25 protein-coding genes and 1 pseudogene are annotated in these 22,117 nt (G+C 54.7%); 20 read left to right on the top strand and 6 right to left on the bottom strand.

What is annotated here, in order from left to right; translation table 11 throughout:
* Positions 1-12: 12 nt before the first annotated feature.
* The 5 genes from sufC to sufB are packed head-to-tail and all read left to right on the top strand — an operon-like array spanning position 13 to position 5,181.
* Positions 13-792, top strand: coding sequence for a Fe-S cluster assembly ATPase SufC (gene sufC / locus A0V43_RS12855; protein WP_011232465.1), 780 nt, complete (start codon positions 13-15; stop codon positions 790-792).
* A gap of 17 nt (positions 793-809) precedes the next feature.
* On the top strand, positions 810-2,120 hold the full coding sequence (gene sufD, locus A0V43_RS12850) for a Fe-S cluster assembly protein SufD (RefSeq protein ID WP_063193246.1): 1,311 nt from the start codon (positions 810-812) through the stop codon (positions 2,118-2,120).
* The gene (locus A0V43_RS12845; RefSeq protein WP_063193245.1) at positions 2,117-3,337 is read left to right on the top strand and encodes a cysteine desulfurase; all 1,221 of its coding nucleotides are present in this window, start codon (positions 2,117-2,119) and stop codon (positions 3,335-3,337) included. The genes sufD and A0V43_RS12845 overlap by 4 nt, the downstream gene beginning before the upstream one ends.
* Positions 3,327-3,761, top strand: a complete 435-nt coding sequence (sufU, locus tag A0V43_RS12840) for a Fe-S cluster assembly sulfur transfer protein SufU (protein WP_015375744.1) — start codon at positions 3,327-3,329, stop codon at positions 3,759-3,761. The genes A0V43_RS12845 and sufU overlap by 11 nt, the downstream gene beginning before the upstream one ends.
* Before the next feature lie 22 nt (positions 3,762-3,783).
* Complete coding sequence (gene sufB / locus A0V43_RS12835; RefSeq protein WP_011232461.1) at positions 3,784-5,181, top strand: Fe-S cluster assembly protein SufB; 1,398 nt, start codon at positions 3,784-3,786, stop codon at positions 5,179-5,181.
* Positions 5,182-5,437: 256 nt separating this feature from the next.
* Here the strand turns inward: sufB and A0V43_RS12830 are convergent, their stop codons facing one another.
* On the bottom strand, positions 5,438-6,070 hold the full coding sequence (locus A0V43_RS12830; protein ID WP_015375742.1) for a LysE family translocator: 633 nt from the start codon (positions 6,068-6,070) through the stop codon (positions 5,438-5,440).
* A 185-nt stretch (positions 6,071-6,255) separates the two neighbouring features.
* Here A0V43_RS12830 and A0V43_RS12825 point away from each other — a divergent pair, with 185 nt between their 5' ends.
* The 11 genes and pseudogenes from A0V43_RS12825 to A0V43_RS12780 all read left to right on the top strand — a co-directional run bounded on the left by A0V43_RS12825 (position 6,256) and on the right by A0V43_RS12780 (position 15,818).
* Complete coding sequence (locus A0V43_RS12825) at positions 6,256-7,104, top strand: DUF72 domain-containing protein (RefSeq protein WP_063193244.1); 849 nt, start codon at positions 6,256-6,258, stop codon at positions 7,102-7,104.
* 18 nt (positions 7,105-7,122) lie between these two features.
* Positions 7,123-8,010 carry a sulfite exporter TauE/SafE family protein gene (locus A0V43_RS12820; RefSeq protein ID WP_015375740.1) on the top strand — a complete coding sequence of 296 codons (888 nt, stop codon included), beginning with the start codon at positions 7,123-7,125 and terminating at the stop codon, positions 8,008-8,010.
* A gap of 20 nt (positions 8,011-8,030) precedes the next feature.
* Positions 8,031-9,413, top strand: coding sequence for a bifunctional metallophosphatase/5'-nucleotidase (locus A0V43_RS12815; RefSeq protein WP_063193869.1), 1,383 nt, complete (start codon positions 8,031-8,033; stop codon positions 9,411-9,413).
* 61 nt (positions 9,414-9,474) lie between these two features.
* A complete protein-coding gene (locus A0V43_RS12810; protein WP_011232452.1) occupies positions 9,475-9,777 on the top strand; it encodes a YunC family protein in 303 nt (100 codons plus the stop codon).
* Positions 9,778-9,829: 52 nt separating this feature from the next.
* Positions 9,830-10,576, top strand: a complete 747-nt coding sequence (gene yunB, locus A0V43_RS12805) for a sporulation protein YunB (RefSeq protein WP_063193243.1) — start codon at positions 9,830-9,832, stop codon at positions 10,574-10,576.
* A 609-nt stretch (positions 10,577-11,185) separates the two neighbouring features.
* Positions 11,186-12,382 (top strand): ABC transporter substrate-binding protein, encoded by a 1,197-nt coding sequence (locus A0V43_RS12800; RefSeq protein ID WP_063193868.1) that lies wholly within the window; start codon positions 11,186-11,188, stop codon positions 12,380-12,382.
* Positions 12,383-12,397: 15 nt separating this feature from the next.
* Positions 12,398-13,188: pseudogene (locus tag A0V43_RS12795) on the top strand (branched-chain amino acid ABC transporter permease); the annotation flags it as partial.
* A gap of 35 nt (positions 13,189-13,223) precedes the next feature.
* Complete coding sequence (locus A0V43_RS21025; RefSeq protein WP_442899723.1) at positions 13,224-13,364, top strand: hypothetical protein; 141 nt, start codon at positions 13,224-13,226, stop codon at positions 13,362-13,364.
* Positions 13,365-13,380: 16 nt separating this feature from the next.
* Complete coding sequence (locus A0V43_RS12790) at positions 13,381-14,355, top strand: branched-chain amino acid ABC transporter permease (protein WP_063193242.1); 975 nt, start codon at positions 13,381-13,383, stop codon at positions 14,353-14,355.
* Positions 14,330-15,109 (top strand): ABC transporter ATP-binding protein, encoded by a 780-nt coding sequence (locus A0V43_RS12785; protein ID WP_063193241.1) that lies wholly within the window; start codon positions 14,330-14,332, stop codon positions 15,107-15,109. Before A0V43_RS12790 ends, A0V43_RS12785 begins: the two co-directional genes overlap by 26 nt.
* 1 nt (position 15,110) lies before the next feature.
* The gene (locus A0V43_RS12780; RefSeq protein WP_063193240.1) at positions 15,111-15,818 is read left to right on the top strand and encodes an ABC transporter ATP-binding protein; all 708 of its coding nucleotides are present in this window, start codon (positions 15,111-15,113) and stop codon (positions 15,816-15,818) included.
* A gap of 330 nt (positions 15,819-16,148) precedes the next feature.
* Here A0V43_RS12780 and A0V43_RS12775 read toward each other — a convergent pair whose 3' ends face one another.
* A complete protein-coding gene (locus tag A0V43_RS12775) occupies positions 16,149-17,138 on the bottom strand; it encodes a M23 family metallopeptidase (RefSeq protein WP_063193239.1) in 990 nt (329 codons plus the stop codon).
* A 166-nt stretch (positions 17,139-17,304) separates the two neighbouring features.
* Between A0V43_RS12775 and lipA the strand changes: the two genes are divergently transcribed.
* Positions 17,305-18,201 carry a lipoyl synthase gene (lipA, locus tag A0V43_RS12770; protein WP_015375731.1) on the top strand — a complete coding sequence of 299 codons (897 nt, stop codon included), beginning with the start codon at positions 17,305-17,307 and terminating at the stop codon, positions 18,199-18,201.
* 122 nt (positions 18,202-18,323) lie between these two features.
* Here the strand turns inward: lipA and A0V43_RS12765 are convergent, their stop codons facing one another.
* The gene (locus A0V43_RS12765) at positions 18,324-19,010 is read right to left on the bottom strand and encodes a YhcN/YlaJ family sporulation lipoprotein (protein ID WP_033004697.1); all 687 of its coding nucleotides are present in this window, start codon (positions 19,008-19,010) and stop codon (positions 18,324-18,326) included.
* A gap of 112 nt (positions 19,011-19,122) precedes the next feature.
* Between A0V43_RS12765 and A0V43_RS12760 the strand changes: the two genes are divergently transcribed.
* Positions 19,123-19,398: a YutD family protein gene (locus A0V43_RS12760; RefSeq protein WP_013144326.1), complete on the top strand. Its 276-nt coding sequence runs from the start codon at positions 19,123-19,125 to the stop codon at positions 19,396-19,398.
* Between the two features lie 38 nt (positions 19,399-19,436).
* Here A0V43_RS12760 and A0V43_RS12755 read toward each other — a convergent pair whose 3' ends face one another.
* Positions 19,437-19,721 carry a hypothetical protein gene (locus A0V43_RS12755; protein ID WP_063193238.1) on the bottom strand — a complete coding sequence of 95 codons (285 nt, stop codon included), beginning with the start codon at positions 19,719-19,721 and terminating at the stop codon, positions 19,437-19,439.
* 58 nt (positions 19,722-19,779) lie between these two features.
* Positions 19,780-20,052 (bottom strand): DUF3055 domain-containing protein, encoded by a 273-nt coding sequence (locus A0V43_RS12750; protein WP_011232440.1) that lies wholly within the window; start codon positions 20,050-20,052, stop codon positions 19,780-19,782.
* A 98-nt stretch (positions 20,053-20,150) separates the two neighbouring features.
* Here A0V43_RS12750 and hepT point away from each other — a divergent pair, with 98 nt between their 5' ends.
* Together hepT and A0V43_RS12740 are read left to right on the top strand one after the other, a co-directional pair.
* Positions 20,151-20,588: a type VII toxin-antitoxin system HepT family RNase toxin gene (gene hepT, locus A0V43_RS12745; RefSeq protein WP_011232439.1), complete on the top strand. Its 438-nt coding sequence runs from the start codon at positions 20,151-20,153 to the stop codon at positions 20,586-20,588.
* A gap of 24 nt (positions 20,589-20,612) precedes the next feature.
* A complete protein-coding gene (locus tag A0V43_RS12740; protein ID WP_011232438.1) occupies positions 20,613-21,383 on the top strand; it encodes a TIGR01457 family HAD-type hydrolase in 771 nt (256 codons plus the stop codon).
* 83 nt (positions 21,384-21,466) lie between these two features.
* Here A0V43_RS12740 and A0V43_RS12735 read toward each other — a convergent pair whose 3' ends face one another.
* Positions 21,467-21,964 carry a phosphatidylglycerophosphatase A family protein gene (locus A0V43_RS12735; protein ID WP_063193237.1) on the bottom strand — a complete coding sequence of 166 codons (498 nt, stop codon included), beginning with the start codon at positions 21,962-21,964 and terminating at the stop codon, positions 21,467-21,469.
* Positions 21,965-22,117: the final 153 nt, after the last annotated feature.

Below are 22,117 nucleotides of genomic sequence, written 5' to 3'. Positions count from 1 at the left end.
GAGGTATGCTGCATGGCGGTATTGACGATTCGCAATCTCCACGTCGCCGTGGAGGGAAAGGAAATTTTAAAAGGAGTGGACTTGGAAGTCAAAGGTGGGGAAATCCACGCCATCATGGGCCCGAACGGAACGGGGAAGTCGACGTTGGCATCGGCCATTATGGGCCATCCAAAATATGAAGTGACAGAAGGATCGGTGACGCTCGACGGCCAGGACGTCCTCGAGATGGAAGTCGACGAGCGGGCGCGCGCCGGCCTGTTTTTGGCGATGCAATATCCGAGTGAAATCAGCGGGGTGACGAACGCCGACTTTTTGCGCGCGGCGATCAACGCCCGCCTTGGCGAAGGCAACGAAATTTCGCTTATGAAATTCATCCGCAAGCTCGATGAAAAAATGGCGTTTTTGGAAATGAATCCGGATATGGCGCACCGCTATTTGAATGAAGGATTCTCGGGCGGGGAGAAAAAGCGGAACGAAATTTTGCAGCTGATGATGCTTGAGCCGAAAATCGCCATTTTGGACGAGATCGACTCCGGCCTCGATATCGACGCGCTCAAAATCGTCGCCAAAGGCGTCAACGAAATGCGCAGCAGCGAGTTCGGCTGTTTGATCATCACCCACTACCAGCGGCTGCTCAACTACATCACCCCGGATTATGTGCATGTCATGATGCAAGGGCGCATCGTCAAGTCCGGCGGTCCGGAGCTGGCGCAGCGGCTTGAGGCGGAAGGGTACGACTGGATCAAAAAAGAACTCGGCATCGAAGACGAAACGGTCGGACAAGAAGCGTAAGCGTTAGGAGGAGGACTATGGCGACAGAAACGAAAATCCCATTCGATGAAACCTACATCCGCACGTTCTCAAGCGGACGCGGCGAACCGGGCTGGCTGACCGAGCGGCGCCTTGAGGCGCTTCGGTTGGCGGAGCGGCTGCCGCTTCCGAAACCGGAGAAAACGAAAATCGACAATTGGAACTTCACTGGCTTCTCACGCCATGCCGTTGACAGTGCGCCATATGCCGGCCTCGATGACTTGCCTGAAGCGGTCAAGGCGCTCATGCAAGCCGGCGAAGGAACGAAAAATTTGTACGTGCAGCGCAACCATACGCCGGCGTATGTGTCGCTGTCCGATGAGTTGAAGGAGAAGGGCGTCATTTTCACCGACATCTTCACCGCAGCGCGCGAGCATGGCGACTTGCTGAAAAACTATTTGATGACGGCGGTCAAGCCGGATGAGCACCGCCTTGCCGCGCTCCATGCGGCGCTGCTCAACGGCGGTGTGTTTGTCTATGTCCCGAAAAATGTGGAGATTGAAACGCCGCTTCAGGCAGTCTATATTCAAGACGAAGACGACATCGCCTTGTTTAACCATGTCATCGTCGTGGCGGAAGACAACAGCCGCGTCGTGTTTGTCGAAAACTATATATCGGCGAGCCGCGAAGGAAACGCGGTCGTTAATGTGGTCGCCGAGGTGTTTGCTCAAGCGAACGCAAGCGTCTTTTTCGCCGCTGTCGACCATTTGGCCAAAGGCACCACGACGTATGTCAATCGGCGCGGCATCGCCGGGCGCGATGGACGGATCGAATGGGCGCTCGGGCTGATGAATGACGGCAATACGGTCTCCGAGAACATCACCCGCCTTGTCGGCGACGGCTCGTTCGGCGATACGAAAACGGTCGCGGTCAGCCGCGGCGAGCAAGTGCAAAACTTTACGACGAGCGTCATCCATTACGGCAAGCATACAGAAGGGACAATTTTGAAGCACGGTGTTGTCCGCGACAGCGCGACCTCGATTTTCAACGGCATCGGCAAAATTGAGCACGGCGCGTCAAAATCGAACGCCGAGCAGGAGTCGCGCGTCTTGATGTTGAGCGAAAAAGCGCGCGGCGATGCGAACCCGATTTTGTTGATTGACGAAGACGACGTCATGGCCGGCCACGCCGCTTCTGTCGGGCGCGTTGACCCGATCCAATTGTATTACTTAATGAGCCGCGGCATTCCGAGACGCGACGCGGAACGGCTCATCATCCACGGCTTTTTGGCGCCGGTCGTCGAAGCAATTCCGATTGAAGGCGTGAAAAACCAATTAATTGAAGTGATTGAAAGGAAAGTTCAATCATGAATGTAAACGACATTCGCGCGTTGTTTCCGATTTTGCATCAGAACGTCAACGGCCATCCGCTCGTTTATTTCGACAGCGCGGCGACATCGCAAAAGCCGCTGCCGGTGATTGAGGCGCTTGACCGCTATTACCGCGAGTACAACTCGAACGTCCACCGCGGCGTCCATACGCTCGGGACGAAGGCGACCGATGCGTACGAAGGCGCGCGCGAAAAAGTGCGGCGGTTTTTAAACGCCCAATCGGCGCAGGAAATCATCTTTACGCGTGGCACGACGGCATCGCTTAATTTGGTCGCCTCCAGCTACGGGCGCGCCAACGTCAAAGAAGGCGACGAGATCGTCATCACGTACATGGAGCATCACAGCAACTTGATTCCGTGGCAGCAGCTGGCGAAGCAAACGGGGGCGACGTTAAAATACATTCCAATGCAGGAAGACGGCACGATCGATCTGCGCGATGTCGAGGCGACCGTCACCGAAGCAGCGAAGATTGTCGCCATTGCTCATGTATCGAACGTGCTTGGGACGATCAACCCGGTGCGGGAGATCGCCCGCATCGCCCATGAGCGCGGCGCGGTCGTCGTCGTCGATGCGGCGCAAAGCGCTCCGCATATGAAGGTCGATGTCCAAGAACTTGATTGCGATTTTCTCGCCTTTTCCGGCCATAAAATGTGCGGGCCGACGGGAATCGGCGTATTATATGGCAAAAAGAAATGGCTTGAGCAGATGGAGCCGGTCGAGTTCGGCGGCGAAATGATCGATTTTGTCGAGCTGTACGACTCGACGTGGAAAGAGCTGCCGTGGAAGTTTGAAGGCGGCACGCCGATCATCGCCGGGGCGATCGGCCTTGGCGCGGCGATCGATTTCCTTGAACAAGTCGGCTTGGACGCCATTGCCGCCCATGAGCACGAGCTGGCGCAATACGCGCTCGAACGGCTGGCTGACATCGAAGGCGTCACCGTCTATGGCCCGAAAGAACGGGCGGGGCTTGTGACGTTTAACATCGAAGGGGTGCATCCGCACGATGTGGCGACCGTCTTGGACGCCGAGGGGATTGCCATCCGCGCCGGCCACCATTGCGCCCAGCCGCTCATGAAATGGCTCGGCGTGACGGCGACCGCCCGGGCGAGCTTTTACCTTTACAATACGAAAGAGGAAATCGACCGGTTCATCGCCGCATTACAGAAAGCGAAGGAGTACTTCAGCCATGTCTTCTAACCATCCGTTGGATCAGCTTTACCGCCAAGTCATTATGGATCATTATAAAAACCCGCGCAACCGCGGGGTGCTTGAGGGCACGAACGTCGATGTCAACATGAACAACCCGACGTGCGGCGACCGCATCCACTTGACGATGAAAGTTGAAGACGGAAAAGTCGCCGACGTCAAATTTGAAGGGGAAGGCTGTTCGATTTCGATGTCGTCGGCGTCGATGATGACGCAGGCGATCAAAGGGAAAACGGTGGAAGAAGCGCTTCGGCTCGCCCACATTTTTTCCGACATGATCCAAGGGAAAGAGTACGACGATTCCGTCGACCTTGGCGACATCGAAGCGCTCCAAGGCGTTTCCAAGTTTCCGGCCCGCATCAAATGCGCGACGCTCGCGTGGAAAGCGCTCGAAAAAGGACTGCATCACCACTAAGTCTAAAGGAAGGTGAACCGAGATGGCGAAAAAAGCACCGGAAATCGGTGAATACAAGTACGGCTTCGTCGACAAGGACGTCTCCGTCTTCCGCGCCCAGCGCGGCTTGACGCGTGAAGTCGTCGAAGAAATTTCGCGGATGAAAAACGAACCGCAATGGATGCTCGAGTTCCGCTTAAAAGCGCTCGACATCTTCTACAGCAAACCGATGCCGCAATGGGGCGGCGACTTGTCAAGCCTCGATTTCGATGAAATTACGTACTACGTCAAACCGACGGAAAAATCGGGCCGCTCATGGGATGAAGTGCCGGCGGAGATCAAAGCGACGTTCGATAAATTAGGGATTCCAGAGGCGGAACAAAAATATTTGGCCGGCGTCTCGGCGCAATATGAATCCGAGGTCGTCTACCACAACATGAAAGAAGACCTCGAAAAACTCGGTGTCATCTTTAAAGACACCGACTCGGCGCTGAAGGAAAACGAAGACTTGTTCCGCGAGTATTTTGCCAAAGTCGTGCCGCCGACGGACAACAAATTTGCGGCCTTGAACTCGGCCGTCTGGTCAGGCGGTTCGTTTATCTACGTCCCGAAAGGCGTCAAAGTCGATACGCCGCTTCAGGCGTACTTCCGCATCAACTCGGAAAACATGGGGCAGTTTGAACGGACGCTCATCATCGTCGACGAAGGGGCGCACGTCCATTACGTCGAAGGCTGCACGGCGCCGATTTACACGACGAACTCGCTCCATAGCGCGGTTGTGGAAATCATCGTCAAAAAAGGCGCGTACTGCCGCTACACGACGATCCAAAACTGGGCGAACAACGTCTTCAACTTGGTGACGAAGCGCGCCGTCTGCGAAGAAAACGCGACGATGGAATGGATCGACGGCAACATCGGCTCGAAGCTGACGATGAAATACCCGGCCGTCATTTTAAAAGGCGAAGGAGCGCGCGGCTTGACACTGTCGATTGCCATCGCCGGCAAAGGGCAGCACCAAGACGCCGGGGCGAAAATGATCCATCTGGCGCCGAATACGTCGTCGACGATCGTCTCGAAGTCGATCTCGAAACAAGGCGGCAAGGTGACGTATCGCGGCATGGTCCATTTCGGCCGCAAAGCGTCCGGCTCGCGCTCGAACATCGAATGCGATACGCTCATTCTCGACAATCAGTCGACATCGGACACGATTCCGTACAACGAAATTTTAAACGACAACGTGTCGCTCGAACACGAAGCGAAAGTGTCGAAAGTGTCGGAAGAGCAGCTGTTCTACTTGATGAGCCGCGGCATTTCCGAGCAGGAAGCGACGGAAATGATCGTCATGGGCTTCATCGAGCCGTTTACAAGGGAGCTGCCGATGGAATACGCGGTCGAGATGAACCGCTTGATCAAATTCGAGATGGAAGGAAGCATTGGGTAAGCTTGATGAATCAAGGGTGGAGCGTTCGCTTGGGGTGCTTCCCCCACAAAACGCCCACATGATCGACGCAGGGCAAAACAAGGGAGCGGCCGGCGCTTATTCTCTCCGGTGGTCTCTGGAAGCGTCAAGGCCGCCCTGCAGGCCATTTCCTCCCTCATGGGAGCATGTTTTTAGGGGAGCGCTCTTTTTTGGGCGCTCCCCTGTCATTGATCTCACATGCCAGGCGGATCTGTTCAGCCGCGCTCAGTCTTCCTGTTTAGCGCTGCACTTTTTCAAGCGCCAATTTGATGCCGAACCCGATCATCACCGCGCCCGTGATGCCTTCGATCCATTTCTTCGTTTTCGGCCGCTTCATGAAGTCGCTGATATAATGGATGAAGGAAATGTAAAACAAAAACCATATCGCGGTCATCGCCGTATAAGCCGCCCCCATTAGGAGAAACGGAGCGAAGGAGTGCGCGCCGGGCGCCACGAACTGCGGCAAAAACGTTAAGAAAAAAGCCGCCACCTTCGGGTTCAAAAAATCGGTGAGAAACCCTTGCCGGAAGCAGGCGGGCTGTTTTTCTCCGCTATTGACATCCGTTTCCACACCTAGGGCTTCGCCTTTTTTTATGACTCCATATAATGCCTTGACCCCTAAATACGTTAAGTACACAGCCCCCACATACTTCAGGATCGAAAACAGCAGGGCAGATTGCATGATGACGGCGGAAAGCCCGAGCGACGCCGCGGCGGTGTGGAGAAACAAGGCGCAGCAAACCCCTAGTGCGGTTTTCAAGCCGCCGATCTTCCCGGCGGAAATCGTGTTTTTGGTCACCACCGCCGTGTCGGGGCCGGGCAGCACAATCAAAAATATCGATAAGAGAAGAAACGGGTACAGATGAATCATCGGAAGCCCCCCATTATCAGAATGTTCCGATGGTTACCATTGTATCGCAACGGTTCCTCGGTTGTAAATCTGGACGTTCTGAACCGCCGCTGCTCTTTGATGGGACGGCGGTCATTTTTATTTCCTGGAGGTGGCACATATGATATAGTGAAGATAGCTGGAAATCGAACGAATTGGTGATTGATATGATTTACATCGGACTGACCGGCTGGGGGGATCATGACAGCTTGTACCCACCAGGTCTTGCGGCCAAAGACAAGTTGCTGGAATACGCGGCTCATTTTCCGACAGTCGAGGTCGATTCGTACTTTTACGCCATTCAGCCGCGTTCGAACGTGGAAAAGTGGATTCGCGAGACGCCGCCGTCGTTTCAGTTTATCGTGAAGGCATACCAAGGAATGACCGGGCATGAGCGCGGCCCGATTCCATATGAAAGCAAGGAAGCGATGTTCGCCGCGTTTTTGGACTCGATCGCGCCGTTTCAGGAAGCGGGGAAATTGGCGATGGTGCTGTTTCAGTTTCCGCCGTGGTTTGACTGCCGGCGCGAGCACGTGGCGTACTTGCGCTGGGTGAAAGCGCGGATGGGGGAGGTGCCGGCGGCGCTCGAATTTCGGCACCAATCGTGGTTTTCGCCGCGCTTTTATGACAAAACGCTGCGCTTCATGGAAGAAGAAGGCTGGATCCACAGCATTTGCGACGAGCCGCAGGCGGGGGAAGGGTCGGTGCCGACCGTTTTGCATCCGACCGACCGGGAAAAGACGCTCATCCGCCTGCACGGGCGCAACGTCTATGGCTGGAACAGGGCGACGGCCGGCGAGAACTGGCGGGCGGTCCGCTACTTGTATCGATACAACGAGCGCGAGCTGCGCGAGTGGGCGCGCCATATCGAGACATTAAAGCAAAAAACAAAACAGATTTACGTGCTGTTCAACAACAACTCCGGCGGCGACGCCGCTGACAACGCCAAACAATTGATCGATTTGCTTGGCATTGAGTACACGGGCCTTGCGCCGCGGCAGCTTGGTTTGTTTTGAAGCGGGGGGAGAGACAAAATGGCGTATATGTTGCTTTTTTTGATCGGCTTTATCGCGGGGACGGTGGGCAGCTTGGCCGGCCTTGGCGGCGGGGTGATCATCGTGCCGGCGCTTCTGTTTTTCGGCGCGCTCGGCTGGCTGTCGGCGGTGACGCCGCAGGTCGCGGTCGGCACGTCGCTTGTCGTCATTATTTTCAATGGCTTATCGTCCACATTGTCGTATATGAAAGACAAAATGGTCGACTATCAAAGCGGCTTGCTCTTTTGTCTTGGCAGCGTTCCCGGGGCGGTCATCGGCGCTTGGGTGAACAATACGCTGAGCGCCGCTCATTTTTCATTGTATTTTGGGCTGTTTTTAATCGCCATGTCGCTCTTTTTGTCGCTCAGTCAAAAGAAAACGAAGCGTTCGGCTGACGAGACGGCGGCGGCGAAAGAAAACGGGGTCGAACGAACGGCGGCGGAGCAGGCGCGGCCGGCGCCGTGGTGGAAACGGCGTGTTGTGCGAACGTACACGGACCGAAACGGTGAGGTGTTCACATACGGCTATCAGCCGCTCATGGCGGTCGCCATCGCGTTTGTCGTCGGCTTTTTCGGCGGGCTGTTTGGCATTGGCGGCGGCTCGCTCATGGTGCCGGCGATGATCGTGCTGTTTCGCTTTCCGCCCCATGTGGCGGTCGCCACGTCGATGTTGATGATTTTTTTGTCCTCGCTCGTCGGCTCTCTCACCCATGTCGCGATGGGAAACGTGCAATGGTCGTTTGCCCTTGCCCTCATTCCCGGCGTATGGATCGGCGCGAAAACCGGAGCGTGGATCAATAAGCGGATGCCAAGCCGGACGCTTGTCGTCGTGCTGCGGCTAGTGCTTGTGCTGCTCGGGGCCCGGCTTGTATGGGGAAGTTTGGCGTAATGGAAGGAGGGGCGCGCGTTTTGAAGCAAACTATTTATATTTACCATACGAACGACGTGCACAGCCATTTTGAACATTGGCCGCAAATCGCCCGCTTTTTGTCAGAACGGAGAAGGGAGCATCGCGCGCGCAACGAGGCGATGCTTTTGTTTGATGTCGGCGATTTTCTCGATCGCGTGCACCCGATTACCGAGGCGACGCGGGGGAAGGCGAATGTGGACTTGTTGAACGATCTTGGCTATGATGCGGTGACGATCGGCAACAACGAAGGGATCACCCTTGATCATGATGAACTGGATACGTTGTACGAACAGGCTCGGTTTCCGGTCGTGGTCGCCAATTTGTTTCGCCGCGATGGCGTGCGGCCGCATTGGGCGCTTCCGTATGTCGTCATCCCGGCGACGGAGACGTTTCGCATTGGGGTGGTTGGCGCCACCGCTCCGTTTTCTCACTTTTACGAGCTGCTCGGCTGGAAGATCGTTCCGCCGTTTGACATGTTGGCAGCGGCGGTGGAGGAAGTGAGGCAAAAGGCCGATTGCGTCGTTGTGCTGTCCCATCTTGGGGTGAATGAGGATGAAAAAATTGCTGCGACGATCCCAGGCGTGGACATTATTTTAGGCGCTCACACCCACCATGTGTTTCTAGAAGGAAAAACATTGAATCAAACACTGCTTTGCGCGGCGGGGAAATACGGAAAATATGTTGGGGTGGTCAAGCTGGAGATTGACCAAAACCGGCTGTCCAGGGCATCCGCGACGGTCGTGGATGTCGAACCATTGCCCCGCTCCGAGGCGGTCGAGCGCCATCTTGTTTGTCTTGAGCAGGAAAGTTTGGCGCGGCTTGAAGCGGAACAAGTCGCCGTGCTCCATGATGACTTGCCGCTTGACTGGTTCGCCCCATCGCCGCTCGCGAATTTGCTTGCTTCCGCTTTGCGTGAGTGGTGCCAAGCGGACATCGGGATGGTGAACGCCGGCGTGCTGCTTGCGCCGCTTGCGAGAGGACCGGTGACGAAAAAAGATTTGCATCGCATTTGCCCGCATCCGCTCAACCCGTGCAAGGTGAAGCTGCGCGGCGCGGAGCTCAAAGAGATTATCCTTGAGGCCAATACTGAACGGATGAAGCATTTGCGTTTTAAAGGGTTTGGCTTCCGCGGCGAAGTGATGGGGGAAATGGTGTACGACGGCGTGGACATCGAGGCCGGGCTCGAGGAGGACGGCCAATGGCATATCCGCCGCATTATGATCAACGGCGAGCCGCTCAATCCCGAGCGCACGTATGAGGTGGCGACGACCGATATGTTTGCGATCGGCCACTTTTATCCGCAAATTCAGCGGGCGGCGGAAAAAACGTATTACATGCCGGAGTTTTTGCGCGATCTTCTCGCTTGGAAATTGGCCCAATAGGCAGGCACTTCTTTTTCCATGCTTCATACATTGGAGTATGGAAAGGAGAGTGACTGCGGCGATGGTCGAAGTGAAGCCAATCATCATTGACGGGCATCCGTTTATTGCTGTGTCCGTCCAGCTGCCGAAAACGAATTTGTTGGCGGTGGCGGGTGAAAAAGGGTACATTATGTGCGGGGCGCTCGATGTGGCGCTGTTGAATGAGAAATTGCGCGACCGCGGCATTATCGCCGGGCGGGCGGTCGGGGTGCGCACGATTGAACAGCTGCTTGAGGCGCCGCTGGAATCGGTGACAGTCGCCGCTTTGGAGCTCGGCATTGAAGAGGGAATGAAAGGAAGAGAGGCGCTGTTGAAAATGCGGTGAAAAAATCCCTCCTTGCAAGCATACATATAGCTTGTAAAGGAGGGATTTCATTTTGTTGCGCCCCCGATTCGTGCGGAAGGGGCCGCTCCCGTTCCGCTACGTGTTTTTATTGACGTTCGTTTTTTTTATGTTCTCGACGGCGGCAAGCCTTTGGATTGTCAATAAAGGCATTAAGCCGGTGCTCATGGAGATTGCGGAAACGGAAACGAAGCGGATTGCTAACTTGGTGATCAATAACGCCATTGAGCAGCAGTTTCAAAAAGACAACCCTGAATTTCGGCAGCTGGTCACGGTTCAAAAGGACGAAAGCGGCAAAATTGTGTCGGTCGATTTTGACACCGCGGTGATCAATCGCATCTTATCGGAGACGGATGATCATGTGATGGAAAGCTTAAAGGCGGCGACAGAAGGACGGCTTGAACGGATGGTCCTTCCCGAAGTCGAGTCCGGAACGGGAGACAGCCGCGGCATCATTTATTACATTCCGCTTGGAAAAATCACGGATAATGCCCTCTTGGCCAACCTCGGCCCGCGCATTCCGGTGCAGTTTCAGATCGTTGGCAATGTCGACTCGGAAGTGACGAAAGAAATTCGAGCTTATGATATTAACAGTTTTTTTATTGAAATTGATATTCATGTATCGGTCGACATCCAAGTCGTCATTCCGTTTGCCTCGAAAATTTCCAATGTGACAACAGATATTCCAGTTGTGATGCGCTTTATTCCGGGAGAAGTGCCGCAGTTTTACAACAAAAACGGCGGCCCGCTCGGCCCGTCCATCCAGCTTCCGAATCGGTAGTGGGAAAGGCTGTCAATGCGCGCCTCTAAAAGGCCGGCGACTGTCATCTTCCTAAATCGATCGTTCTCGTTCGACTTTCGAAGGATCGAACAACCGCCTGCTTCACAGCCCCATATATGGGTCTTTAAGCGGCGTTGTTCGGTCACCCGACAGTCGACCAAATACTCGGTAAAAGCTGCAAATGGTAAAGCTTCAAATTGCATCTATATAGTTCCGTTAGGTTGACGGATGCCCGCGTCAGCCGTTGGGAATGGTTTTGACAGAAACATGGAAACGTTATGCAAAAAAAGTGTTCTTCCCGGCGAAGGGGCTTTGGCTGTTTCTCTGGCGTTTGTCAAGAGGAAACAGCTTTTTTGTTTTTCAAATAGAAAACAACTAGACGAGTTGGTTCGAATTTTGTAATATTATATTAAATTGAAAATAGTTTTATTATTTACATAGCAGTTTGAAAGGGGAATGAACGGCCGGCATCGGAAGGCATGCATCAGTTTGCGGCGCCATCCGGCGCGGCGGACGAGCGCACAAGGCAGACGGGCTCTGTCGATATAGTATGCAGAGAAAGGTGTGCGCTCTGGTGACAGAACATTTTGAACAATGGGGGAACAAGAAATGAAGAAAAAAAGAGCAGCAGGTGTCTTTTTCTCATTGATGCTGACGGCAGGTCTTTTGGCCGGCTGCGGCGGCAACCAGCAAAGCGGCGGTTCTTCAGGCGGAAACGGCGGCGGAGGCGGGGGCGGCGATGCGATTAAAATCGGCGCCAACCTTGAGCTCTCCGGCGGGGTCGCTTCGTATGGACAGTCGATCGCCGAAGGAGTAGAGCTGGCGTTTGAGGAAATCAACAAAGAAGGAATCAACGGCAAAAAGTTGGAGCTTGTCAAAGTAGACAACAAATCGGAAGCGGCCGAAGCGACAAACGGCGCGATCAAGCTGATCAGCCAGGATAAAGTCGTCGCCATCATCGGCTCGGCGACGAGCACGAACACGCTCGCTCAAGTGCAAATTGCCAATGACAATAAAGTTCCGATTATTACACCGTCTGGGACGAGCGAAACGGTGACCGTCAAAGATGGCAAAGTGAACGAGTTCGTCTTCCGGACGTGCTTTATCGACCCGTTCCAGGGAACGGTGGCGGCCAAATTTGCGCTGAACGACTTGAAAGTAAAAAAGGCGGCTGTTTTGATCGACAGCGCGAGCGATTATTCGAAAGGGCTGGCGGCTTCATTTAAAGACACATTTACAGCTGGCGGCGGCCAAATCGTCTCTGAAGAAGCGTATGTGGCGAAAGACACTGATTTCCGTGCGACGCTGACGCGCATTAAATCCAAAAATCCGGAATTCATTTTCCTGCCGGGCTATTATGAAGAAGTCGGCCTCATCGTCAAGCAGGCGCGCGAGCTTGGCTTGAACGTGCCGATCATGGGCGGCGACGGCTGGGATTCGCCGAAGCTGGTCGAGATCGCCGGCAAAGACGCGTTGAACAATACGTACATTACGAACCATTATTCGTCGGGCGACCCGGATCCGAAAATTCAAGAGTTTGTGAAAGCCTTTAAAGCGAAATACAATAAAGCGCCGGATGCGTTCAACGCTCTTGGCTATGATACAGCCTACTTCCTGGCCGATGCCATTAAGCGGGCCGGCAGCGCCGATCCGGTGAAAATTAAAGACGCGCTGGCGCAAACGAAAGATTTGCAGCTTGTCACGGGAACATTTACGGTCGATCAAAACCACAATCCTGTCAAATCGGCTATTATTTTGGAATACAAAGACGGGCAGCAGCAATTTAAAACAAAAGTGAATCCGTAATAAAAGGCTGGATGGATGCGTGGACAGGGGAGGCCCCTAAGGGGCGCCCTCCCATCCGGCATTTCTTTTGGCCAACGACGAGTTTTCGTTAAGGAGCGTGCAATCATGGAACTCATTCAACAGCTGGTCAACGGCATTTCGCTAGGCAGCATTTATGCGCTCATCGCGCTTGGCTATACGATGGTGTATGGCATCGTCCGGCTCATTAACTTCGCCCATGGCGACGTCTTTATGATTGGTTCATTCGTCGGGTTTTATGCTGTGACGATGCTTCACGTCGGCTTTGTTCCGGCGCTGTTGTTGGCGATGGCCGCCTGCGCCGTGCTCGGGGTAGTCATTGAGCGGATTGCGTACAAGCCGCTGCGCAATGCGGCGCGCATCGCGGTGCTTATTACGGCGATCGGCGTATCGCTCTTGATTGAGTACGTCACGATTTATTTGCGCGGGGCGCAGCCGGAAGCGTATCCGAGCACATTGCTTCCGGATCGGAACTTGGAGCTGTTTGGGATTGTCATCAGCAGCCAGTCGCTGTTCATCCTCGGCACGTCCCTCGTTTTGATGGTCCTTCTTCAGTTCATTGTTCACCGGACAAAAATCGGGAAGGCGATGCGTGCTGTTTCCCATGATGCGGAAGCGGCCCGGTTGATGGGGATTAATGTCGACAATACGATTTCGGCCACGTTCGCCATCGGTTCGGCGCTTGCGGGGCGGCAGGCGTTATTTTCGGCATTTATTATACAAAAATCGAGCCATTGATGGGCATTCTTCCCGGATTAAAAGCGTTTGTCGCCGCCGTGTTGGGCGGAATCGGCATCATTCCGGGAGCGATGGTCGGGGGCTTTTGCTTGGCGTCATCGAATCGCTCGTCAGCGGGCTCGGCTACTCGCTTTGGCGCGACGGAGCGGCGTTTGTCATTTTAATTCTCATCCTCATTTTCCGGCCGGCCGGATTGTTTGGCAAGAACGTACGAGAAAAAGTGTAAAGGATGGTAGGGAACAATGGCAACTTGGAAGCGGACGCGTGGATTTTGGGTTTCCGTCATACTGGCCTTCTCCTTTTTCGTTGTTGTCGAGTGGCTGATCGCAAGCGGAACGTTAAACATCTTTTATGTGAATACCCTCTTTTTTATAGCGATTAATGTCATTTTGGCCGTCAGCCTTCATTTAATTATCGGGATCACCGGACAATTTTCCATTGGCCATGCCGGTTTTTTCGCCGTTGGCGCCTATGCCTCCGCGATTATGACGATGAAGCTGCAGCTGCCGTTTGCGGTCGGCGTCTTGACCGCTGGGGTGGCGGCGGCGCTCGCCGGCCTCATCATCGGCGTGCCGAGCCTGCGTTTAAAAGGCGATTACTTGGCGATCGCCACGCTTGGGTTTGGCGAAATCGTCCGCATTGCGCTCTTGAACATCGATTACGTCGGCGGGGCGAGCGGCATGACGGTGACGCATATGACGACATGGCCATGGGTGTTCGCCTGCTTGTTTGCCACCATTTTGGTGATCGCCAACTTCACGAATTCGACGCACGGGCGGGCGTGCATCTCGATCCGCGAAGATGAAATCGCCGCCGATGCCATGGGGATCAACACGACGTATTACAAAGTGGCGGCGTTTGCGATCGGTTCGTTTTTCGCCGGCATCGCCGGAGCGCTGTACGCCCATCACTTTTACATCATTCAGCCGTCGAACTTTGGCTTCCTGAAATCGTTCGACATCTTGATTTTCGTCGTGCTCGGCGGGCTCGGCAGCCTATCCGGCGCGGTGGTGGCGGCGGTGCTGCTGACGATCGTTTCGACGTTCTTGCAAAACTATCCGGAAACGCGGATGATCATTTACAGCATCGTCTTGATTTTGGTGATGCTGTACCGTCCAACCGGGCTGATGGGGACGAAAGAACTATCTTCGCTCTTCAAATGGCGGAAGGCAGCGCAGGGAGGAATGAATCATGGCGGCAAAAACACCGTTGCTTAAGGCAGAAAACGTCGGCATCCAGTTTGGCGGGCTGAAGGCGCTCTCCGGTGTGACGATGGAGCTATATCAAGGGGAGCTTGTCGGGCTCATCGGCCCGAACGGCGCGGGGAAAACGACGCTGTTTAACTTATTGACGGGCGTGTATGTGCCGACTGACGGGCGGATTATGCTTGACGGCGAGACGTTGAACGGACTGCCGCCGTATAAAATTACGCACAAAGGGATCAGCCGGACGTTTCAAAACATTCGCCTGTTCGGCGAGCTGTCGGTGCTCGACAACGTGAAAGTCGCCTACCATGCGCACGCCCGCCATTCGATCGCGAGCTCCATTCTCCGCCTCCCGTCCCATTTCCGCGGTGAAAAGGAAATGGAAGAAAAGGCGATCGAGTTTTTGAAAATTTTTCAGCTTGACGGCGTCATGCACGAGAAGGCGAAAAACTTGCCGTACGGCCAGCAGCGCCGGCTTGAGATCGCTCGGGCGCTGGCGGCGCAGCCAAAAGTGCTTTTGCTTGACGAGCCGGCCGCCGGCATGAACCCGCAAGAAACGAAAGAATTGATGAAGTTGATTGCGTTCATTCGCGAACGGTTTGCGTTGACGATTTTGTTGATTGAGCATGACATGTCGCTTGTGATGGGCATATGCGAGCGCATTTACGTGTTGGATCACGGCCAGCTGATCGCCGAAGGCACGCCGGAACAAGTGCGCAGCAACCCGAAAGTGATCGAGGCTTACCTTGGCGAGGAGGTGTCGTGACGTGTTGAAAGTGGAGGCAATCGATGTGTTTTACGGCAACATTCATGCCTTAAAAGGCGTATCGCTTGAGGTGAACAAAGGCGAGATCGTCACGCTGATCGGGGCGAACGGCGCGGGGAAAACGACGCTTCTGAAAACCATTTCCGGGCTGCTTAGGCCGAAAAACGGCGACATCGTGTATGAGGGAGCCTCGATCGCCGGCAAGGCGGCGCAAACGATCGTCAAGCAAGGCATTTCCCACGTGCCGGAAGGGCGGCGCGTGTTCGCCAATATGACGGTCGAGGAAAACTTGGAGCTTGGCGCGTTTTTGCGCAAAGACAAAGACGGCATTCAACAAGACTTTGCCAAAGTCTTTCAGCTGTTCCCGCGCCTCGAGGAGCGGCGCAAGCAGCTGGCCGGCACGCTTTCGGGCGGCGAGCAGCAGATGCTCGCCATCGGCCGTGCGCTCATGGCGCGCCCGAAGCTGCTCTTGCTTGACGAACCGTCGATGGGGCTCGCGCCGCTTTTGGTCAAAACGATTTTCCGCATCATTCAGGAAATCAACGAGTCGGGGACGACGATTTTGCTTGTCGAACAAAACGCCCATATGGCGCTCTCCATCGCCCATCGCGCCTATGTCCTTGAATCGGGGCGCGTCGTCTTGTCGGGAACGGCGAGCGAGCTGCAGGCGAGCGAGCAGGTGAAGCAGGCGTATTTGGGTGGGCGTTGAGAAGCGATAGGCGGAAGAACGTCAGCGGAAAGCGGTTTAGGACGGTTGTGCTGCCGTGGAAAAAAAGAGGCTGACCCAAAAAGCCGTCTGTCTTTAAGATAGGCACAACATAAAGAAGCGGTCAGCACGCATATATGGAGACGGAAGAGGGCGTCCCCATCCTTTTGGGACACCCTCTTTTTCTTGACCGTTTCGGCCGGCGAACGCCGGCTGGGATGGACGGACGGGAAACATCGGCGTCCGGGACGTCTCTGCTCTTGAAAAAACATGCCGCTTATTTGGGCGGCTGGCGTTGGCGGAGAGAACCCCGTCGCGCCAGCCCCCGCGCGGCTAGCGGCGCCGTTGTTGCCGCTCGGCCCACTCCCATGCTTTTAAGTGCGGGTACGGGTCAAACGCCCATTCGGTATAGCCGTTGTCTTTGTACATGCCGTAGTGAAGATGGGGCGGAAATTTCCCCGCCGTGCCGGGCGGACCGTAGCCAGAGCTGCCGACCGAACCGATGATCGTCCCCGGCTCGACGATTTGCCCCTCGCGAAGATCGGCGGCGAAGCCGTTCAAATGGGCAAAGTAATGGTACGTGTTGTTGATGTCGCGGATGCCGATGCGCCAGCCGCCGTATTTGTTCCACCCTTTCAGCTCGACGATGCCATAGCACGTCGAGCGCACCGGAACGCCGTAGCCGGCGAAAATGTCGGTTCCTTCATGAATGCGCCGCCCGCCCCAGCCGCGCGCATCCCCCCATGTATCGCGGTAGCTGTAATTGGCCCCTAGCGGAAGCGGAAACACGTGGTTGTCCAATTTCAACGTCTGATACTTTTTATAAATTCTCGCCTTTCCTAAAATCAAGTCGACGGTTTTGGCGCGTTGGTAATAGTTCCAAAGCGCGATTTTGATATGGCGGTGATCGATGCCGTACGTCTGCAAATAGCGGGCCATGGCCATGATCACATCGTCATCGTCATCCGCCCGCGCATAGCCGTCGCCGTCTCCGTCCACGCCGAGGCCTCCAAACTGGGAGATGGTGAACGGGTCTGTATCATGCGGGTTTTTGTTCAGCGGCCCGGCCCATATTTCCGGCTTCATATAAATGCCGAGAACGCCGGTCGGTTTGGGCAAGTCGCGGCGCACTTGCCGGACGTTTCGCTCATACTGGTCAATGGCCGCAAAGTAATACCACGGGATCAAGGAAACGGCCTCGGCCTTTTTGTACAGCTCCATTCGCTTTTCATACACCGCTTCTTCCTGTTCCCCCGCCGAAGCCGCGCCGGCGGCGATCCACAGCATCGCTGCCGCCGATATGGCGGCAAGCCATCGATGCACGCGTATTCCCCCTTTCCGCCTGTTTCATATGTTTAGTTTGGGGAGAAACGGGAATTTCATAAATGTTAAAAGGAGGAAAATCGTCTGATGGACGATTTTTTTGTGTTTTCCTGCGCTTTTCATTATAATGAGAAATGAACAATCATCGACAAGTGGAGTGAGAACGATGGCGACGAAAGAAGAACACGTCCGCAAGCCGGACTGGTTGAAAATCAAGTTGAACACGAACGAGAATTATATCGGTTTAAAGAAGCTGATGCGGGAAAACCGTTTACATACCGTTTGCGAGGAAGCGAAGTGCCCAAACATTCACGAATGCTGGGCCGTACGGCGGACGGCGACGTTTATGATTTTAGGCAGCGTCTGCACGCGCGCCTGCCGCTTTTGCGCCGTCAAAACCGGGCTGCCGACCGAGCTCGATTGGCAGGAGCCGGAACGCGTCGCGGAATCGGTGCGCATCATGAACTTGAAACACGTCGTCGTCACCGCCGTCGCCCGCGATGACCTAAAAGACGGCGGGGCGGCGGTATTCGCCGAAACAGTGCGCGCCATCCGCCGGAAAAACCCGTTTACGACGATCGAGGTGCTGCCGTCGGATATGGGCGGGGTGTATGAAAACTTGAAAATTTTGATGGATGCCCGCCCTGACATTTTAAACCATAACATCGAAACGGTGCGCCGCTTGACTCCAAGGGTGCGCGCCCGCGCGACGTACGAACGTTCGCTTGAGTTTTTGCGGCGCGCGAAAGAATTGCAGCCGGACATTCCGACGAAATCGAGCATCATGGTCGGCCTTGGGGAAACGAAAGAGGAAATCATGGAAGCGATGGATGACTTGCGCGCCAACCATGTCGACATTTTGACGATCGGCCAGTATTTGCAGCCGACGAAAAAACATTTGAAGGTCGTCAAATATTACCATCCGGATGAGTTTCAAGAGCTGAAAGAAATCGCGTTGAGCAAAGGGTTCAGCCATTGTGAAGCGGGGCCGCTCGTCCGCTCGTCGTACCATGCCGATGAGCAGGTGAGCGAGGCGGCGAAAGCGCGGCAGTTGAAAGCGTAACATCCAACGAACGGCGCGAAAGCAAGCAAGCGTTGTTTCAGCGGCTGAAAGCATCATCCCGGCCGGATGAACGCGAAGAAACGGTCATGCCTTTCATCAAGAAGGCAGACCGTTTCTTTTCCCTAGCGCCCCGCTTTCGTCGCCCGCGGCGTGCCGTCGCGGAAATCGCGGTCTAATTCATCGTTTGTTTCGTTGATCATTTCGCCGTTTTCATTTTCCCCGTCGCTTAGTTTTTTCCCTTGCGGATATTTCAACATCCGCTGAATCGTCGCATCGAGAATTTGGTCGATGTTGCGCGTGTTCGAATCAAGGCGCCCGAAGCGCTCAATGTCCTTCATCAGCTGCGGATTGTCGGCGACATACACATGGTAGTAGCGTGGAACGACGGAAAGCGCTGTTTTTTTCACTTGATCGGCCGTTTGCTGCCGATTGTTCGTGTCCGCGTCATACACGACGAGCACTTCCTCATCCGTGACGAGCGTGGCGACGTCTTTGACGCCCGGTAGCTGGGTGCACAATTTGCTGATTAAATCAGCCGCTTTCTCGCGGTTGAAGGACGGCATGTCGTTATAGCCGTTTGCATCGCCGAGGATCGGGCTTTTTTGATGGCGGACGTAGCCGAAGTTGTTCATCGGCGTGTCATCGCCGTTGGGCACCCCGTTTTCATTGTACAGCTCGTTGCGGTCGGTCACATTGATCGTGTTGCCGCTCCGCTTGTAAATATCGGTGTTGTCGTCCTCGGCCGTCTGTGCGCAGCCGGCTAGGGCGACGGCCGTTCCGAACATAACGGCCAACCATGGTCGTCTCATCGTCAGCACCCCCTTCGCTTTTAGGGTGGCACACGGATGATGGTTTGATGACAGTAATTGATTGGGGGCGATGCATCGTTTATGATGGAAGTGGAAAGGCGAGGTGAGAACAGTGATTTGCATTAACAATCATTGTTACGAACTGGTGGAAAATGTGAAAAACGCCTTTAATGAAGAAGCCTTTCGCGCCCGATATGCGGACATTTTGGCGAAGTACGACTACATTGTCGGGGATTGGGGATACAACCAACTCCGGTTGCGCGGGTTTTTTGACGACCATAACCAAAAAGCGACGTACGATACGAAAATCAGCACGTTGTCCGAATATTTGTATGAATATTGCAACTTCGGCTGCGCGTATTTTGTGCTGCGCAAGGTGAAACGGTAAGCACGGCAGCCGCCCGCTTGCCGCGAGCGGCTGCCTCGTCATTCGCCTTCGTTGTACGGAAACTGTTCGCTCTGATGCGGATCGTCGTGCGGCGGGTGGGCGGCTGGGTCGCGCCTTGGAATGTTTTGGTGGAACGATTTAAACTCGTAGTTGAAGGCGCTGTAATACCGCTGGCCTTCCTTCCAAGGCGTGCTTTTGTTTTCGACCGGCGCGTCGTCGCGGCGCGGCGAGCCGTACGGCCCTTCTGGGAACTCTTCGGCGGTCAAGAAATTGCGCTGTTTCTCGACGATGGAAAAATCGGCGTATGTTTCCCGTTCCGCCATTCGTCTCACCTTCCTTCGTTCGTGGGCTGTTTCATAAGATGCCCGAAACCGAGGAAGGTTATGAGAGATACTCCTCCAAAAAGGCGCGCAAATCGTTGGCATCTTGTTCATGAAGCTGGTAAGCGTGCTCGATATAGCCTGGCTCCTCCAAATCGTCGCGCCCGAGAATGGCAAAGCGGTTGCTTTGCAAATCGAGCACGAGCCACTTCCCGTAAAAACGATCCGTTTCGATGAGCGCCAAATCAAACCGCTGCCGCTCGCCGACAAAACTGACGAAGCGGACGGCCGCTTCGACGGTGTCGTCGTATAAATAAAACCGTTCGCCCATCATTTGAGCCCCTCCTGTTTTTTCGTCTATGTCCATCATAGCAGACAGGCGGCGAAAACGGGAGACAGAAAATCGCACAAAGGAACGAGGAGGGATGACGGATGTATTTTGTCGATCGCAAAAAACTGGAAGAAACGCTCAGCTACATGGAACAAATGCTGGACCGTTACAAGGCCGAGGAGCGATGGGACGAGCCGCTTCGGCAATTGGCGCTCGAACGGATCGCTCATATCGTCATCGAGGCGGTGTTGGACGTCGGCAACGCCATGATCGATGGGTTTATTATGCGCGACCCAGGCAGCTACAACGACATCATCGACATTTTGGCTGACGAACAGGTGATCTCGCCGGCGGATGCCGACCGATTGAAAGCGTTCATCGCCCATCGGAAAATGCTTGTGCACGAATATGCGCGCGTCGATCACGCGAAATTGCTCGCCGATCTGAACGAACATTTGCCGGCGCTTGAGGCGTATCCGAAGGCGGTGCGCGCTTACCTTGAAAACGAGCTCGGCCCGGTGTCGGCGTTTCGCAATTGATGGCGGGAAAGGAGAGCGGATGCATTGAAACGATACAACGGCTACCTCATCGATTTGGACGGGACGATGTACCGCGGCACCGAATGCATCGCTGAGGCGCGTACGTTTGTCAACGAGCTGCACCGCCGCGGCATTCCGTATTTGTTTGTCACGAACAATTCGTCGCGCACACCGGCGCAAGTGGCGGAAAAATTGCGTTCGTTCGGCGTGCCGGCGGAGGAGAAGCATGTGTTTACGACAAGCCAGGCGACGGCGAATTACATTTTTGAAAAGAAACCGGATGCTTCCGTGTATGTGATCGGTGAAGAAGGGCTCCAAACCGCCTTGGCGGACAAAGGATTCCGCTTGGCCGGCGAAGATGCGGATGTCGTCGTCATCGGGATTGACCGGCAAATTACATACGAAAAGTTCGCTGTCGCTTGTCTCGCTGTCCGAAATGGAGCGATGTTCATCTCAACCAACGGCGACATCGCTTTGCCGACGGAGCGAGGGCTGCTTCCGGGCAACGGGGCGCTGACGTCGGTCGTCGCCGTATCGACGCAGGTGAAGCCGACATTTATCGGCAAGCCGGAAAAAATCATTATGGAGCAGGCGCTCAAAGTGCTCGGCGTCCCGAAGGAGGACGTGCTGATGATCGGCGACTATTATGAAACCGACATTTTAGCCGGCATGAACGCTGGCATCGATACGCTTTTAGTCCATACGGGCGTTACGACAAAAGAAATGCTCGCCCGCTACGAACGGATGCCGACGTATACGGCCGATTCGCTTTTGGAATGGCTTGACCGCTTGTAAACAACGCCGCTTTGCCAAAAAAGGCAAGGCGGCGTTTCATGTTGCTCGGCGCGGATGGAGGGCGCGCATGGGCAGCGCCGGCGTTACTCGGCATTGGCGGCCCGATGCGCCAGGCGGCTTGACGCCGCCGCGGCGATGGCGCCGACAATGTCGTCCAAAAACGTGTTGCATTTGCCGGTCGATTTATCATTTAAATATTGCAAAATGCCCGGTTTTTGCTTATCGATATATCCGTAGTTCGTAAACCCGATCGATCCGTACACATTGACGATTGACAGCGCCAAAATTTCGTCGACGCCATACAGCCCTTCATCGCGGCGGATGATCGACTGCAGCGGTTCATCGAGCCGACCGTCTTCGGCGAGTTTATCCAATTGGATGCCGGTTAGAATCGCATTTTGCACTTCGCGTTTCGAAATGACGCGGTTGACGTTTTCGATGCACTCCTCCATCGTTAAATCGGGATGATATTTTGATTGCAAGTAATAAACGAGCTCCGCAATTTTTTCCACGGTCACCCCCCGTTCCTCAAGCCAGCGCCGAGCCGTTTGTTCCAGATTGTTCATCATGAATTCGCTCATGAACTTCACCTGTTTCTTTTAGAAAGTCGTTTTCTATATATATGTATCATGTCATAAATCAGTCCGTCATATAAAGAAAAATGCTCATCGGCTTTTTTGGCGCCCGCTGTCATATATAAAAAGTAGCCCTCTTTTTCCGCGGCCATGCGCTGG

Origin of the sequence: Geobacillus sp. JS12, from assembly GCF_001592395.1 — a bacterium.
GTDB classification, from domain to species: Bacteria; Bacillota; Bacilli; order Bacillales; family Anoxybacillaceae; genus Geobacillus; species Geobacillus zalihae.
The sequence above is the reverse complement of the archived record's forward strand: the minus strand, read 5'-3'. Positions and strand labels throughout refer to the sequence as shown.

Excerpts from the sequence above, each read along its gene's own strand:
- A0V43_RS12810 (WP_011232452.1), top strand. The coding sequence starts at position 9,475 with ATGGTCGAAGTGAAGCCAATCATCATTGACGGGCATCCGTTTATTGCT.
- A0V43_RS12735 (WP_063193237.1), bottom strand. The coding sequence starts at position 21,964 with ATGAGCGAATTCATGATGAACAATCTGGAACAAACGGCTCGGCGCTGG.
- A0V43_RS12765 (WP_033004697.1), bottom strand. The coding sequence starts at position 19,010 with ATGAGACGACCATGGTTGGCCGTTATGTTCGGAACGGCCGTCGCCCTA.
- A0V43_RS12750 (WP_011232440.1), bottom strand. The coding sequence starts at position 20,052 with ATGATGGGCGAACGGTTTTATTTATACGACGACACCGTCGAAGCGGCC.
- sufC (WP_011232465.1), top strand. The coding sequence starts at position 13 with ATGGCGGTATTGACGATTCGCAATCTCCACGTCGCCGTGGAGGGAAAG.
- A0V43_RS12800 (WP_063193868.1), top strand. The coding sequence starts at position 11,186 with ATGAAGAAAAAAAGAGCAGCAGGTGTCTTTTTCTCATTGATGCTGACG.
- lipA (WP_015375731.1), top strand. The coding sequence starts at position 17,305 with ATGGCGACGAAAGAAGAACACGTCCGCAAGCCGGACTGGTTGAAAATC.
- sufD (WP_063193246.1), top strand. The coding sequence starts at position 810 with ATGGCGACAGAAACGAAAATCCCATTCGATGAAACCTACATCCGCACG.
- A0V43_RS12790 (WP_063193242.1), top strand. The coding sequence starts at position 13,381 with ATGGCAACTTGGAAGCGGACGCGTGGATTTTGGGTTTCCGTCATACTG.
- A0V43_RS12825 (WP_063193244.1), top strand. The coding sequence starts at position 6,256 with ATGATTTACATCGGACTGACCGGCTGGGGGGATCATGACAGCTTGTAC.
- A0V43_RS12820 (WP_015375740.1), top strand. The coding sequence starts at position 7,123 with ATGGCGTATATGTTGCTTTTTTTGATCGGCTTTATCGCGGGGACGGTG.
- A0V43_RS12845 (WP_063193245.1), top strand. The coding sequence starts at position 2,117 with ATGAATGTAAACGACATTCGCGCGTTGTTTCCGATTTTGCATCAGAAC.
- sufB (WP_011232461.1), top strand. The coding sequence starts at position 3,784 with ATGGCGAAAAAAGCACCGGAAATCGGTGAATACAAGTACGGCTTCGTC.
- A0V43_RS12755 (WP_063193238.1), bottom strand. The coding sequence starts at position 19,721 with ATGGCGGAACGGGAAACATACGCCGATTTTTCCATCGTCGAGAAACAG.
- A0V43_RS12785 (WP_063193241.1), top strand. The coding sequence starts at position 14,330 with ATGGCGGCAAAAACACCGTTGCTTAAGGCAGAAAACGTCGGCATCCAG.
- sufU (WP_015375744.1), top strand. The coding sequence starts at position 3,327 with ATGTCTTCTAACCATCCGTTGGATCAGCTTTACCGCCAAGTCATTATG.
- hepT (WP_011232439.1), top strand. The coding sequence starts at position 20,151 with ATGTATTTTGTCGATCGCAAAAAACTGGAAGAAACGCTCAGCTACATG.
- A0V43_RS12830 (WP_015375742.1), bottom strand. The coding sequence starts at position 6,070 with ATGATTCATCTGTACCCGTTTCTTCTCTTATCGATATTTTTGATTGTG.